15 protein-coding genes are annotated in these 14,375 nt (G+C 48.3%); 6 read left to right on the top strand and 9 right to left on the bottom strand.

Annotation, left to right across the window (positions count from 1 at the left end; genetic code table 11):
- Positions 1 to 20: 20 nt before the first annotated feature.
- From ACTHRY_RS01570 to ACTHRY_RS01585, 4 genes are all read right to left on the bottom strand, one after another.
- The gene (locus ACTHRY_RS01570; protein ID WP_039863832.1) at positions 21 to 815 is read right to left on the bottom strand and encodes a 3'-5' exonuclease; all 795 of its coding nucleotides are present in this window, start codon (positions 813 to 815) and stop codon (positions 21 to 23) included.
- Positions 816 to 1,586: 771 nt separating this feature from the next.
- A complete protein-coding gene (locus ACTHRY_RS01575; RefSeq protein ID WP_283122203.1) occupies positions 1,587 to 2,471 on the bottom strand; it encodes a lipid A biosynthesis lauroyl acyltransferase in 885 nt (294 codons plus the stop codon).
- 77 nt (positions 2,472 to 2,548) lie between these two features.
- Positions 2,549 to 3,094 (bottom strand): crossover junction endodeoxyribonuclease RuvC, encoded by a 546-nt coding sequence (gene ruvC, locus ACTHRY_RS01580; protein ID WP_003684216.1) that lies wholly within the window; start codon positions 3,092 to 3,094, stop codon positions 2,549 to 2,551.
- A gap of 9 nt (positions 3,095 to 3,103) precedes the next feature.
- Positions 3,104 to 3,934: a carbon-nitrogen hydrolase family protein gene (locus tag ACTHRY_RS01585; protein ID WP_440373983.1), complete on the bottom strand. Its 831-nt coding sequence runs from the start codon at positions 3,932 to 3,934 to the stop codon at positions 3,104 to 3,106.
- A gap of 95 nt (positions 3,935 to 4,029) precedes the next feature.
- Here ACTHRY_RS01585 and ACTHRY_RS01590 point away from each other — a divergent pair, with 95 nt between their 5' ends.
- The 6 genes from ACTHRY_RS01590 to ACTHRY_RS01615 all read left to right on the top strand — a co-directional run bounded on the left by ACTHRY_RS01590 (position 4,030) and on the right by ACTHRY_RS01615 (position 8,649).
- Entirely contained in the window at positions 4,030 to 4,329 is a 300-nt protein-coding gene (locus ACTHRY_RS01590) for a porin (RefSeq protein WP_049359180.1), read from the top strand.
- A gap of 260 nt (positions 4,330 to 4,589) precedes the next feature.
- On the top strand, positions 4,590 to 5,048 hold the full coding sequence (locus ACTHRY_RS01595; protein WP_049359182.1) for a hypothetical protein: 459 nt from the start codon (positions 4,590 to 4,592) through the stop codon (positions 5,046 to 5,048).
- A 62-nt stretch (positions 5,049 to 5,110) separates the two neighbouring features.
- On the top strand, positions 5,111 to 5,632 hold the full coding sequence (locus tag ACTHRY_RS01600; RefSeq protein WP_049359190.1) for an XAC2610-related protein: 522 nt from the start codon (positions 5,111 to 5,113) through the stop codon (positions 5,630 to 5,632).
- 6 nt (positions 5,633 to 5,638) lie between these two features.
- Positions 5,639 to 6,661, top strand: a complete 1,023-nt coding sequence (locus ACTHRY_RS01605; protein ID WP_440373984.1) for a hypothetical protein — start codon at positions 5,639 to 5,641, stop codon at positions 6,659 to 6,661.
- 67 nt (positions 6,662 to 6,728) lie between these two features.
- Complete coding sequence (locus tag ACTHRY_RS01610; RefSeq protein WP_308881628.1) at positions 6,729 to 7,250, top strand: lytic enzyme; 522 nt, start codon at positions 6,729 to 6,731, stop codon at positions 7,248 to 7,250.
- Positions 7,251 to 7,356: 106 nt separating this feature from the next.
- On the top strand, positions 7,357 to 8,649 hold the full coding sequence (locus tag ACTHRY_RS01615; protein ID WP_049322655.1) for a valine--pyruvate transaminase: 1,293 nt from the start codon (positions 7,357 to 7,359) through the stop codon (positions 8,647 to 8,649).
- A gap of 69 nt (positions 8,650 to 8,718) precedes the next feature.
- Here ACTHRY_RS01615 and ACTHRY_RS01620 read toward each other — a convergent pair whose 3' ends face one another.
- The 5 genes from ACTHRY_RS01620 to ACTHRY_RS01640 form a co-directional block, all read right to left on the bottom strand.
- Complete coding sequence (locus tag ACTHRY_RS01620; protein ID WP_036492647.1) at positions 8,719 to 9,477, bottom strand: iron ABC transporter ATP-binding protein; 759 nt, start codon at positions 9,475 to 9,477, stop codon at positions 8,719 to 8,721.
- A gap of 85 nt (positions 9,478 to 9,562) precedes the next feature.
- Entirely contained in the window at positions 9,563 to 10,189 is a 627-nt protein-coding gene (locus ACTHRY_RS01625) for an FmdE family protein (protein WP_049322654.1), read from the bottom strand.
- 140 nt (positions 10,190 to 10,329) lie between these two features.
- Positions 10,330 to 12,195: an acyltransferase family protein gene (locus ACTHRY_RS01630; protein WP_049322653.1), complete on the bottom strand. Its 1,866-nt coding sequence runs from the start codon at positions 12,193 to 12,195 to the stop codon at positions 10,330 to 10,332.
- A gap of 142 nt (positions 12,196 to 12,337) precedes the next feature.
- Positions 12,338 to 13,309, bottom strand: a complete 972-nt coding sequence (locus ACTHRY_RS01635; RefSeq protein WP_049322652.1) for an iron chelate uptake ABC transporter family permease subunit — start codon at positions 13,307 to 13,309, stop codon at positions 12,338 to 12,340.
- Entirely contained in the window at positions 13,299 to 14,267 is a 969-nt protein-coding gene (locus tag ACTHRY_RS01640; protein ID WP_036472618.1) for an ABC transporter permease, read from the bottom strand. The genes ACTHRY_RS01635 and ACTHRY_RS01640 overlap by 11 nt, the downstream gene beginning before the upstream one ends.
- Between the last annotated feature and the right edge of the window lie 108 nt (positions 14,268 to 14,375).

Below are 14,375 nucleotides of genomic sequence, written 5' to 3' on the forward strand. Positions count from 1 at the left end.
GTCTGATCAGAGGGCCTAGTTTAACGCCAAGCAGCGACGAACTCCGCCCAGTGTTGTTTTTCTTCGGCTTGTGCGGCCAGATAATGTTTGATGCGTTTGATTTCGACTTCGTATTCGTCGGCATCGAGCGCGCCGCTCATCATGCGAAAGCGCATGTACATCAGGTAGGTATTGGCGGCATCGGTTTCGCAATAGTCGCGGATGTCTTTCAGACGGCCTGCATGATAGGCGTCCCAAACCTTGCTGCCGTCCATGCCCAATTTGCCGGGGAAGCCGCAGAGTTTGGCCATGTCGTCCAAAGGTACGCTGGCACGCGGTTGGTAGAGGGCGAGCAAATCCATCAGGTCGCAATGGCGGGTGTGGTAGCGGCTGATGTAGTTGTTCCACTTAAAGTCGCGACTGTCGCCAAAGTCGCCGTCGCCCATGTCCCAATAACGGGCGGCGCTGATGCCGTGTATCAGGGCGCGGTAGTGGAGGACGGGCAGGTCGAAACCGCCGCCGTTCCAGCTGACGAGTTGCGGCGTATAGTTTTCGATGACCTCGAAGAACTTGGCAATCATGACTTCTTCGCTGTCTTCGGGATCGCCGATGGTGCTGACGCGGATTTTGTCTTGCCCCCAGCGCATACAGCAGGAGATGGCAACGACTTGGTGCAGATGGTGTTGCATAAAGTCGCTGCCGGTTTTGGCACGGCGTTGCTGTTGGGCAAACAGGACGACCTCATTGTCGGGCAAATCGGCAGGCAAATCGTAAAGCTGGCGGATGCCGTTTACGTCGGGAATGGTTTCGATGTCGAAGGCGAGTATCGGAGTCATGGCGTGATCGGGTTGGATAAGGGATGATGTCATTGTGGCATGACGGCGCAGATAAAAAAAGAGGCAATCCCCCACAGGATTGCCCCAATACCTCAAATCAGAGATTTACGCTTCACAAACAATACAGGCTTTCACCTGCGGCTTTACAGATGCAGCTCAACTCTGCATCGGTAAACTTTCATTTCGGGCATTGCACCGAAATCCTCTAAAATACCGCAATTTCTTGCAATATCAGAAAACTGCTTACAAAAGTATCTAAAACCAGCGAGGCCGTCTGAACGTTTTGTAATTTGATGTAGTGAAATTTACGCGAATTTTTACAGTTTGCCAAGTATTTTTTTCTGAAGGCTTGTTTTAGTATAAATTTCAGTTATTGTCATATTTTTGCAATTATATTTCATAATTGTTTTAAATTTAGATATTTATTTTGTTTTTTTAAATTTTAATTTAATTTTATTGCATATTTTGAATGATTAAAATGTATTTTTTTAGATGGACTGTTTTTTAATATATTGTTTTTAAAAGAAATTAAATTTAATATGTAAATGAAAAAAGTGTATTGGGACTGATGTTTTTCATTTGAGAAAAAATATAGGGTTGTTTGAAAGTTTCAATCACGATGAAAAAAGTTGTTTTTAAAGCATTTAAAGCGGAATATTATTTGATTGTTTAAAATCAAACATAAGTTTCGGTTTGATTCAATTAAAATGAAAAAGCGGCGAAAGAAGGATTTTGCCGCTTTTTGCATATTCAAATTGTAATTCAATGTAGTCAATAAAAGCTGCTTTCGCCTTCGGGACGGGTTTTGAAGCGTTTGTGCAGCCAGAAATATTGTTCGGGATGCTCGCGTACCCGCTCTTCGATGAAGTCGTTCATGCGCTGGGTATCGGCTTCGACATTTTCGGTCGGGAAATTGTCCCAAGCCGGATAGAAGCGCAGGGTTACGGTATTGTCAGCTTCGCGTGTGGGAATGGCGGGAATGATTTTGGCTTTGGTCATACCGGCGATGCGGCTGAGGCCGGTAATCGTGGCCGTCTGAATGCCGAAGAAATTGACGAAAATGGAATCGTTGCGGCCGAAGTCTTGGTCGGGCAGATAAAGAAAGGGCGCATCGCTTTTGCGCAGGTGTTTGATGATGGCGCGCAGGCCTTCTGTGCGGCCGATCAGGAAAACATTGTTGTAGCGGTGGCGGCCTTTCAGGATTTGCTCGTCCAGGGCTTTGTTTTTTTGGTGCGAATACATGCTGGTCAGCGGCACATCCTGATTGAGCGTGTAAACCGCCATTTCAAATGCGGTAAAGTGCGGATAGAGGATGATGACTTTTTCGCCGGCGGCGAGGGCTTCGTCAAGATGGTGTTTGTCTTGATAGCGTACCAACGAGCGCAGCTTATCCGCAGGCGCGTACCAGTAGAGGCCGTATTCGAGCATCAGCTTCGCCATGTGTTGGAAATGGCGTTTGAGCAGGGCAGTGCGCTGGCTGTCGTTTAGCTCGGGAAAGCATTTTTTGAGGTTTACCTCGCCGACTTTGCGGCGTGGTTTGACTGCGTAATAGGCGAGAATACCGATCGCGTCGGCAATCTTGTGCAACACGCAAAAAGGCAGCAGGCGGATGAGATAGAGAAAAAGGAAGGCGGCTTTCATGAAGGCTCGCTGTATGTGGGCAAAGGGCTATTATAACCGAAAGGCCGTCTGAAAACGGGCTGGAACATATTTCAGACGGCCTGAATGTCGGCCTACCATTGAAAACGGCCGCGCTTGACCTGCAAGCCGTCGGGGTTGAGTTGCGAAGCCAATCCGTGATTGCGCAGGGCGTGGGTGAGGGCGACGGCGAGTCCGTCGGCGGCATCGGCTTGCGGTGTACCTGAAAGTGCAAGCATTTGGACCACCATATGCTGCACCTGCTCTTTGGCGGCCTTACCCTTGCCAACCACCGCCTGCTTGACCTGAAGCGCGGTGTATTCAAACACGGGCAAATCGTGCATGACCAAAGCGGCAATCGCGGCACCGCGCGCCTGACCGAGCATTAACGTCGCGGCTGGGTTGACGTTGACGAACACTTGTTCGATGGCTGCCTGATGCGGCTGATAGTGGCGGATGATTTCATCGATATGGCGGACAATCACGGCGATGCGTTCGGAAAGCGACGCGCCGGTCGGCGTTTTGATACAGCCGGAAGCAACATAATGATGTTCGCGGCCGTGGACATCAATAACGCCGAAGCCGGTTACGCGACTGCCGGGGTCGATGCCGAGAATGCGTGTAGGTTGGAACTGGGACATAGTGCGTGTTTAAAGTAATCGGTGTTTCAGGGCAGGCAGGCGCGTGCGCACGCTTTGCAGTCGCGCGGTATCCAAATCGGCACAAATTACGCCTTCGCCTTCGGGCAACGTCGCCAACACATCGCCCCAAGGGTCGATAATCATACTGTGGCCGAATGTGCGGCGGCCGCTTTCATGCAGTCCGCCCTGTGCCGACGCGATGACGTAGCATTGGTTTTCCACTGCACGGGCGCGCAGCAGTAATTCCCAATGCGCCTTGCCGGTCGTGTGGGTAAACGCGGCCGGCAACAGCAAAACATCAAACGGCTGCTGGGCGCGGAAAAACTCAGGAAAGCGCAAATCGTAGCAGACCCCGGCCGCCAGCGGAACATCGTCCACGCTCAGCTTCGGCACATCGCTGCCCGCCAGTATCGTATCGGCTTCGGCGTAGCGTTCGCCCAAACCGGAAAAGCCGAAAAGGTGCATTTTGTGGTAAAGCCCGATTCGGTTGCCGTTGCGGTCATACACCAGCATCGTGTTCATCACTTTGCCCGCGTCTGGGCTTTGCAGTGGAACAGTACCGCCAAACAACACCACGTCGCATTCCCTTGCCGTTTCGCTTAAGGCCGTCTGAAAACGGGTGTCGCAGGTTTCGCCGACGCCTCCATCGTCCAAAGGCTCGGCAAATGCCAGCTTGTCCGTATCGTTTTTGCCCATCAGCGGCCAATATTCGGGTAGCAACACCCAATCCGCCCCTTGTTCGGCCGCCTCGCGGACAAGGCGTTTCATCGTGGCAATATTGGTTTCGGGGGCGGTGGACGACACCATTTGCACAGCGGCGGCGCGTAAAGAGCGCATCATCAAAACTCCTGTCAGATTTTGCAAGAATTGTAACTTGTTTACGCACAAGGCCGATACAATCGCCTCACAATTCCTCTCCAAAAAAAGGATAAACCATGAACTTGAAACTTCTCCTCACGGCCGCACTTTCCACCGCCGCACTCGCCGCACATGCCGACGTACAGCTTTACGGCAGCATCAAAAGCGGCATCGAAACCTCGCAAACCCGTTTCGGGGGCCAAACACGCAGCAGCACCGCCGTTGCCGACCAAGGCAGCCACATCGGCCTGCGCGGCTCGCATCCGATAGGCGGCGGAACGAATTTTATTTGGGAAGTCGAACAAGACACGCCGGTCGGCAAAAGCGGCTCCATCCGCCAAGACTGGCGCGAACGCCGTGAGCATTTTGGCCGTTGAATGAAAGATTGAATACTAAAGGCCGTCTGAATAATCAGGATAACTGGTTTTCAGACGGCCTTTGTTTATTTTGAGGATAATTGTATAGTGTATTTTTAACTTACTGTTTTATCTTTGAAATATAATTGATAGTTATTTATTAGGACTAAGTCTTCAAAATGGTGCTAGAATCTTGTGAGCAATAAAATGTAATTTTATAAGTTTTAAAAATGGTTATTGCTATACATGGGATAAGACATTACAAATTTAAGGAGTTTGAAATGAAAAAAGCATTCTTTCTTTCTATTTGCCTGTTAGGATCTGGTTCTTGTTTTGCTCAAGATTTTTCAATACTTTCTGCTTTTAGAGATACTATTAAAAATTCAATCGATGAGAAAACGTATACTCTATGTAATGTGGAAAAATATGATCAGATACATAAAATTGGAAATGAATGTTTATATAGTTTATCTCTTAGTTTAGATAGTGCGATAGATAAAAGATATAAAGAATTGCAAATTAAAAATAAAAAAAATAAGTTAGTTGAAAAATTTCCTTCAAGTTATTTTTCTAAGTTAAGAAAAACGTACTCTGCTTATGAGGATGAAGCTTGTTTTAATCCATTAAATGATATTACGGGTGGGTTGAAAAATTCTTATGATGCAAAAGAGCTTGTTTGTAATGTGGAGCAGAAATTATTTCATATGAAAGTATTAGAAAATTTTGATAAAAATATTTGATTTATATCTTAATTTAAGGTTAAAATGTAATTTGAAAAAATTCACATTTTTTAGGAGAGATAATGCAATATAAAAAACTATTCACAATTCCTTTCATTGCACTTTCTTTATTTTCTACTGCGTGCGCTGTGCAAAGTGGAAACGTAGTTGGAAAAGAAAGTGTTTATCCACCAGTAGCAAATTTTCCTTTTGAAATTAAGATAAAACCACTTTCTGATATGGATTATCGGGCTGTCATTACAAATAAAAAAACTAAAAAAATACAAATTATTGAAAGTATGTCACATCCCCCTCTGACTGCAGATCATTTGGTTCAAATACAAGACTTAAATAATGATGGGTACCCTGATATTATTTTAAAGGGTTTTCCTGTTGCAGCGTCAGCAATTAATGGTAATGAACTTTATATGTTCAATCCTGAAACTAAACAATTTGAGGAAACTAAAGATATTACCCAGCTTGGCGAAATTCATGCTAGCGAAAAAAACTGTATTTACGTTGATTATCGGAAAAATTCAATGGAATACTCCCAGGATCATTATTGCTGGCGTAATGGTAAATGGCATTTTATTAAAAATAGGTAAAATATTATGAATAATAAATTCGATCAAGATCGCTATATGAAATTGCGTAATAAGATGATAGAAAACAATGAGAACGTTGTCGATAATATCTATTTAGATACTAGGGCAGTTCCAACAATTTCTGCTGGTGTTGCATTAATTGAACGCGGTGAAGATAAGCGTTGGCATGTAAATGCCGATAGAGTTGCAAAATTGTCTAGCATGTTAAATTTAACTAAAGAAGAAAATAAAATTTTGAATACCTCATTAAATAAACAAGAAAGCCTTTTAAATAAATACCAACCGAAACCAACTGAATATTCTAACTTTAAGTCTCTGTTATCATCAGAGCTTGGAAAAGAGGCTGAGCAAATATTTGGAACAATAAAGTTAACAAAGCATAATGGTGCTTATACTTATGATGTTTATACTCAATCAGAAAGTACAATAAAAATTAGTTTAACTCGTCAGCAGTCGATGGAAATGTATGCTCAAATTGCTCCTGAGTATGAAAGAAGATTGGATAATGCAGTTTTAAAAAAAGTAAATTGCCCTAAAGAAGCTTTATCAGAAGAACAACGTGCGGCTCTATATTCTATGACTTACCATGGTCGGATAGAAAAAGCTAAAAAAGTAGCTGATGCTATTGGCGATTATTGGAAAGGTGAAATTTCAGAGTCTACTTTGCATTCAAGAATGAAACAAGCTATAGGGGCAAATTCTAATTTTTCAGGCCGTGAAAAATCTGAATTGCAATATTTGGAGTTGATTAAACAGCGCTCTGAAAAACATAGCATGGAAAAATCTGATACAAATCTTGCAGAATTAGATTTAAGTCCAACTGATAAACTCCAAGCTCTAATTCAAGGCTTTAAAAACGACAAAGATGGTACGTTCACAGCCAAAGCATTGGCTGACAATGCCGATGTGGTGGCAAATTTTAGAGATGAGTTGCGAGAAACCTTAAAACAAAATCAGGCTCAAGAAGTTGCTCAAAATACTCCTCAAGTTCAAGAAGAGCGCAGCTATGGCGGTCGTTCGTTTGGTTAAATCTTTCCCAAATTTGAAAAATGCTGGTAGCACGTTTTTTCCTTATTCTTTCAATAAATAGTTAAGTATGAATAATAACGAACTTGAACAGGCACATAATCTTTTGCTTGAAACCGCCGAGGTAATGGTACAATTTAGGCAAAGCGCTCATCAGATTGTCCAAAATCTTGAGGATAAATTGGATAAATCACTTTATGATCAACGAAAGATGATTACAGAGATGGTACGCGCGGAAGTGACGAAAGAAATGTCAAGTTCTGTGGCTGGTTATGTGCGTGACATGGAAAAGGCACGCAACCAAATGGCTGATCAAGTACGTGAATTCAATGTATATTTGAATAAGGTAAATGAAGAAAATCAGAAGATTTCTTCACGTTTGGTATGGGTTATTTCGCTTGCAATGGCAACATTGGTTATTGGTGGATTGGCATTATCTTTCTTTTATACAATGTTGATTGACCAAAAACGACAGGATGCAGATATGGTTGGTCGCATCAATAGAGCCAATATCGTGCGATGCGGCGATGAACTTTGTGCCAAGACAGGTAAAAGCGTAGAAAATGGCTATCGGGTTATTCAGCATAGATAGCTGAGGAACTAAAGGCCGTCTGAAAAATCAGGATAACTGGTTTTCAGACGGCCTTTGTTCTTATAATAGCGGTTTATTTTTTTACACACTCAGCAACGGAGTTTTCATGCAGTTTTCAGCATTCGGCGAAAAATTCACACAACACAGCGGTATTTTGCAGTTGATGGACGATTTGGGCGACGCGCTCAAAAGCGACAAGCCCGTCAATATGCTTGGCGGAGGCAATCCGGCGAAGATTGCTGAAGTCAATGCGGTGTTTGCCGATGTGTTTTCTAAACTGGCGGCGGAACACGCTGTTGAGAATATCGGCAATTATTCCAATCCGCAGGGCGATGCGGCGCTGATTGCGGCTTTGACTGAGTTTCTTAACCGCGAATACGGCTGGAATCTGACGGCGGACAATATTGCGCTGACCAATGGTTCGCAAAACGCGTTTTTCTATTTGTTCAACCTGTTTGGCGGCAAATTCAATCTTTCAGACGGCCAAACGGCTGAAAAAGCCATTTTGTTGCCGCTTGCGCCTGAATATATCGGTTATGCCGACGTGCATGTTGAAGGGCAGCATTTTATTTCGGTAAAACCGAGAATCGAAAATGTCGAACACGAAGGTGAAGCGGGCTTTTTTAAATACCGCGTTGACTTTGACGCGCTGGAGGGCCTGCCTGAATTGAAAGAGGGCAAAATCGGTGCGATTTGCTGTTCGCGCCCGACCAACCCGACCGGCAATGTGTTGACCGACGGCGAGATGGCGCGTTTGGATGCTTTGGCGCAGGAACACGGGATTCCGCTGATTATCGACAACGCTTATGGAATGCCGTTCCCGAATATTATTTACAGCGATGTGACGCTCAACTGGCACGAAAACATCATCCTCTGCTTCAGCCTTTCTAAAATCGGCCTGCCCGGCGTGCGTACCGGCATTATTGTCGCTGCGCCGGAAGTGGTTAAAGCCGTCAGCAGTTTGAATGCGATTGTGAACCTGTCGCCTACGCGTTTCGGCGCGGCGATTGCGGCTCCGCTGTTGAACGACGGCCGTCTGAAACAGCTAGCCGACGAAGTGATTCAGCCGTTTTACCGTCAGCAGGCGCAAACGGCGGTTTCCCTGCTCAAACGCGAATTGGGTGCGTATCCGTTGAAAATCCACAAGCCTGAAGGTGCAATTTTCTTGTGGCTTTGGTTTGAAAACCTGCCGGTTTCGTCGCAAACCTTGTACGAAATGCTCAAGGCTGAAGGCACGCTGATTATTCCGGGCGAGCATTTCTTTGTCGGCATCGATACGCAAGATTATCCGCACGCGAGCGAGTGCATTCGCATGAGCATTGCGCAGGATGCGGAAACGCTGGAAAAAGGCATTGCTGCGATTGGTCGCGTGGTGCGCGGTTTGTACGAAAAAAAATAAATTTTTTGAATAGGCAAAGGCCGTCTGAAACCTGAGTAATCAGGTTTCAGACGGCCTTTTTTATTGGATTCAAACGTGGTGGATAACCAGTTTTTTACCTTCGTAATCGAGGACGTTGACGTCCATATCGAATAGGGTTTTGATGTTTTCGGCGGTGAAAATGTCGTTGGGTGCGCCCTGCATGGCGACTTGGCCGTTTTTCATGGCGACAACGTGGTCGGCGTAGGCGGCGGCCTGGTTGATGTCGTGCAGGACAACGACGGTGGTGCGTTTGTACTCGTCGGTCAGCCGGCGCAGGATTTGCATGAGGGAGCGGGCATGATACATGTCGAGGTTGTTCAGCGGCTCGTCCAATAAAACGTAGTCGGTGCGCTGGCAGAACACCATGGCAATCATGGCGCGTTGGCGTTGGCCGCCGGAAAGCTCGGTCAGGTAGCGGTCGGCAAAGCCTTGCAGGTGGAACTCGGCGAGTGCTTCTTCGACGATGGTTTTATCCGTTTCAGACGGCCTGCCTTGGTGGTAGGGATAGCGGCCGAACATGAGCAGGTCGCGCACGGTAATGCGGCTCATGATGCTGTTTTCTTGGGTGAGAATGGAGAGCGTGCGGGCAAGTTCGGCGGTGGGCGTGGTTTTGATGTCTTTGCCTGCGTAGCTGATGTCGCCGTGTACCAAGGGCTGTAGGCGCGCCATAAAGGAGAGGAGGGTGGACTTGCCTGCGCCGTTCGGGCCGATCAGCGCGGTAATGCCGCCTTCGGGGATGTCGAGGCTGACGTCGTTGAGGATGGGGTTGCTGCCGATGGTGTGGCTGACGTTGCGGATGGTAATCATAGGCGGATTCGAGTATGGAAAACTTGGGGTTTCAGACGGCCTTTTAGCGTGAGGCCGTCTGAATTTTATTTCTGTATGGTGTGGTTTAGATTTCGCTGACAGTCACAAATTCGGGATTGTCGGCTTGATCGATCAGGAAGGCGCGGACGCGTTCTTGCCAAAGCTCGCCGAATTGTTTGAGTTCGTCGGCACTTGCGCTACCGCTGACGGCTTTGGGCATGATGTCGCGCATTTGCGGCGCAAAGGGTTGGAGCGCGGCATTGAGGCTGACGGCAACGGTTTTGCCGGTATCGCGGCGGCGGAGTGCGAGTGTGCCGTTGATTTCGCCTGCACCAAAGGACAAGAGGTGGCGGCGGGCAAAGCGTCCGGCTGGGCCTACGCCGCCAAAGCCGGTTTCGGGTGCTGCGCCGGTAAGGAGTTGGACGACGGAAGCAGTAACACCGGTTGTGCCTTCGTCACGCTCGCCCTGCATAAAGGCTTCGATGTCGCCGCGTTGCGGCAGCTCTGCACCGTAAAGGGTTTTCAGGCCTTTGACCACCATCAGGTAGGCACCGGCGACGGTCGGGCAGGAGTGGCCGCACAGGCGCACGGCATCGGCGTAGTGGTAAGTGAGGATGCCGTTTTCGGCCGCGCCGAGGAAGTCGGCCAATGCGTCTTGGACGGTAATGGTCGGGGCATTATCGAAGAATGAAGGGAGGCGTTCTTGTGTCATGAGGGTTGTCCTTTATGGGTTTGCTAAGGCCGTCTGAAGGTTTCAGACGACCTGAAACCTTTGCGGCATACTGTTTGCTGCGCTTTGAGCGGCATTTGCATTCAGTATTGCGGCAAAGGTTTCGGACTGAAACTGCGGTGTTATTTTAGGAGTATTTGTTTGTCCTGTATAAATTTTTCCGCCAGTTTTGTCGCACCGTGGGTATTGAGGTGGTTGGTGTCAAAATATATCGGCAGGCCGTCTATGGTTTTGTCTGCCGGAATCGGACCCATGATGTTGACCCAATGCACGGCAGGCCGCTGTTTGACGATGCTTTCTATGGTTTTGTCAGCTTCGGTGGAGCGGGCAATTTCCGCTTTTTTATGCTCGGAAACGTATTGCATGTCGATGCCGAGACGCTGTTTCAGGTAGTGATGGCGCAGGGGCAGTTGCGCGCTCATCGGCGTGTCGGCAAAGACGTAAACCTGTTTACCCTGTTGAATCAGGGTGTCGAGCATTTTGCCGAAATGCTCCGTAAAACCGGGCTTGTCGGTATGCAGGAACCAACGTTGCGAGATAAAGACCACCGGATAGTTTTCGACTTTTTGTGCGATAAAGCGGTTGTAAGGGTTGCAACGGTTGGCACGGCGGTCGCTTTGCGGCAGGAGGAAGCCGAAGGCAACGCCGCAACTGTTGGACGAGATAATGTCGGCGGCAAAGCCTTCCTGTTTGCCCACCATATCGATAAAGGGCGTCAGGTGGGCGGCGTGGGAGTCACCCATCAGCAGGACTTTGCTGCTTTGGTTTTCCGCACCGACGGCGCAGTCGGTTTTGGTCAAGGTATCCGCGCAGATTTTACTTTCGTCAACCGTATATAGGTTTGCCTCGTATGCGGCCGGTTTGGCAGTCAGCAGGTAGCCGACGGCAGGAATCAGCAGGGCGAAATAGGCAGCGATTACTCCGATGAATTTTTGGGTGGTGAAATTCTTTATCCGTCGCGCCGGTGTTTCGACAAAGTAATAGGACAAAACAGACAAGCCGGACATCAGCACCACTGCCAATACAATCGCGGACATTGGCAAAGCGTTGTCCATGTAAACATAGCGCATGACGGCTAAGACCACCCAATGCCACAGATACAGCGAATAGGAAATCAAACCGATAAACACAACAGGCTTGAGGCTCAACAGTTTGGCGGTATTGAAGCCGTTTTGCGTTTGCAGGGTTTTGCCCGAGTAAATCAAGCCGCCAACCGCCGTACAGCACAGCAGCCGTTCGATATTGCCTTCGCCGGGCAATACGCCGTAAGGAAGCAGCAACATGGCGGCAATCACCGCCATCATCGCCCAGCCGACCACAGGTGTGCTGAAACGGTCGTTGGTTTGGGAGGGCGGAATAAAGGCAAAAAGTGCGCCGATCAGCAGCTCGTATGCGCGCACATAAGGCAGGAAATAAGGATCCATACCGAAGGTGGGCAAAAAGACGGACAACAGGCTCAATACAATCAGCAAAAGGATGAATTGGCGTATGTTGCGCCCTTTGCTGAATCGGAAAAAAGCAGTCAGCAAAACTGGAAAAACAAAGTAAAACTGCTCTTCCAGAGATAAAGACCAAATGTGTTGCAAAGGTTTTTCCGCCGCATCGGCATCAAAATAGCCACCGCGCCGTGCAAAAAACAGGTTGGCCGAAAACAGCAACGCAAACACTGCCGATTTGACGTATTGGCGCAGGTCAAACGACAAGAAAAAGATTGCGGCGGCCAAGCTCGTACACAGCAATACACAGGAAAAAACGGGCAAAATGCGTTTCGCGCGGCGTTTGTAAAACTCTAAAAACGAAAAACTGCCGTTTTGCATTTCGCGGCTGATGATGGTGGTGATCAGGTAGCCGGACAAAACGAAAAACATATCTACACCAAGAAAACCGCCGGGCAGCCAAGCGGCATCAATGTGGAAAATAATGACAGCCAAGACTGCCAACGCCCGGATGCCGTCCAAGTCGGGACGGTATTTTAATGTCGTGCTCATTTTTTGTAATTTTAGTAAATCCAGTAATGTTTACTATGAGTACATGTCAGAAATTTAGTTTCATTTCAAGTACTAAATATTTTTTAAACATGGATTTCAGACGGCCTGAGTTTATTTTTGCGAGCGTTTGGGCTCGTTTAATTTATTTCTTTTTCAACACCAAATATAAAAATACCAATCCGCCTGCAAATTCGACGACCACGCTCAATACGGCCTGCATACCGAGGAAGTGCTCGAAGATAGTTTGCCCGCCGACCAACAGGATGCCGCCGACACAAAAAGTCATGGGTAGGCGGACGGAATGTTTCACCGACGGAGAAAAATGGTTGGCCAGCGCGGCAACCAGCAGGCCGAAAAAGCTTACCGGGCCGACAACGGCGGTCGCAGTTGCAACCAGTGCGGCGATCCACAACAGCAGCCATAAGGTATTGCGCGTGTAGTTGATGCCCAAATTAATGGCCTGATTGCGGCCGAGCAGGTAAACATCGAGGCGGTGGCGTTCGCGCCAGATTACGGCGGCGCTGATGAGCAACACGATTGCGCCGATACCCAACAATTCCGAGTGGACGGTATTGAAGGTGGCAAACATATTCGCCTGCGCGGCGGTAAATTCTTCGGGGTCAATCATGCGCGAAAGCAGCGATGACAGGCTGCGGAACAAAATCCCGAAAATCACGCCGATTAAAATCATGCGCGACAAATCGCGTCCGCCCTGTTTGATGAGTATGTAGAACAGCAGCAGCGAGCCGCCCATCATGACGACCAGTTCAAAGCCGAATTTGCCCGTCAACGGCAGGGAAGCATAGCCCACGCCGCCGAGCGTAAATACCAGCAAGGTCTGCAAAAACACATACAGCGAATCGAAACCCAAAATCGAAGGGGTCAGAATCGGATTGTTGGTCAGCGTTTGGAAGAGTTGAGTGGACACGCCGACTGCATAGGCAACCATCAGCAGTGCGGCAAGCTTGGTCAGGCGCAGATGCAAGACAAAGTCCCAATCGCCTTTGACGTTGAGCGTCATAAACAGAACGCAGGAAACCAGCAACAGCGCAAAGGCGACCCACAACGGACGGCTGCTTCCTGCCATAAAACCGATATTTTTTTCAGACGGCATGAGCAGGTTTCCTTAATAAAAGCCACAAAAACAAAGCCGTCCCCATTACGCCAAAAACCGTAGAGACCGGAATTTCAAACGGAAACACAATCACGCGTCCGACAATATCGCACAGCAACACCAAAGACGCGCCCAGCAAGGCTACCGCAGGCAGGCTTTGGCGCAGTTTGTCGCCCATCAGGCGGCTGATGATGTTCGGCACGACTAGGCCGATAAACGGAATATTGCCGACCGTCACGACCACCAAAGACGTAATCAGCGCCACAATAATCAGCCCCGACCACAGAATCGCCGTCCGGTTCAGTCCCAAGTTCACGCTCACCGTTTCGCCCAAACCCAAAATCGTTAGCTGGTCGGCAATCAAATAGGCAAACAAAGCCAAAATCCCCGTTGCCCACAACAATTCATACCGCCCGAGCAACACGCCGGAAAAATCGCCCTGTTGCCACACGCCGAGCATTTGCAGCATTTCGTTTTCATACGCGATAAAGGTGGCCACCGCCTCAATCACACCGCCGAAAATAATCCCGACCAAAGGCACCATCAGTTGCGCGGTCGGCGGCAGGCGGCGGATCAGCAGCATAAAGACCAACATCCCGATCAGCGCAGCAACGGCGGCAACCGACATTTTTGCCAGCAGTGGCGCAGCCGGAAGCAGCAGGGTCATCAACAGCAAACCCAAAGCCGCGCTTTGGCTTGCGCCCACCATCGACGGTTCGACAAAACGGTTGCGCATCAAAATCTGCATAATCATGCCGGCTACCGCCATCGACGCACCCGTCAGCACAATCGCAAACGTGCGCGGCAGGCGGCTGATGAACATAACCTGCTGGCTGTCGGATAGCGAAAACAGGGCGGACCATTTGAATTCGGCCACGCCGACCGACAGGCTGACGGCAAACAATATCAGCAGCGCCACACCGTTGACCGCATTTAAAAATGAAGGTTTGTGAAACATAAAATGGTTCGGAAAAAATAAGGCCGTCTGAAAGAAGGGTTAAGGTATTTGGGAAAAAAGCAGGTTCGCCCATCATAAAAAACAGATGCAAGCAAGCAAAAATTGTCC

Source organism: Neisseria sp. P0004.S004 (genome assembly GCF_051963335.1).
Lineage (GTDB): Bacteria > Pseudomonadota > Gammaproteobacteria > Burkholderiales > Neisseriaceae > Neisseria.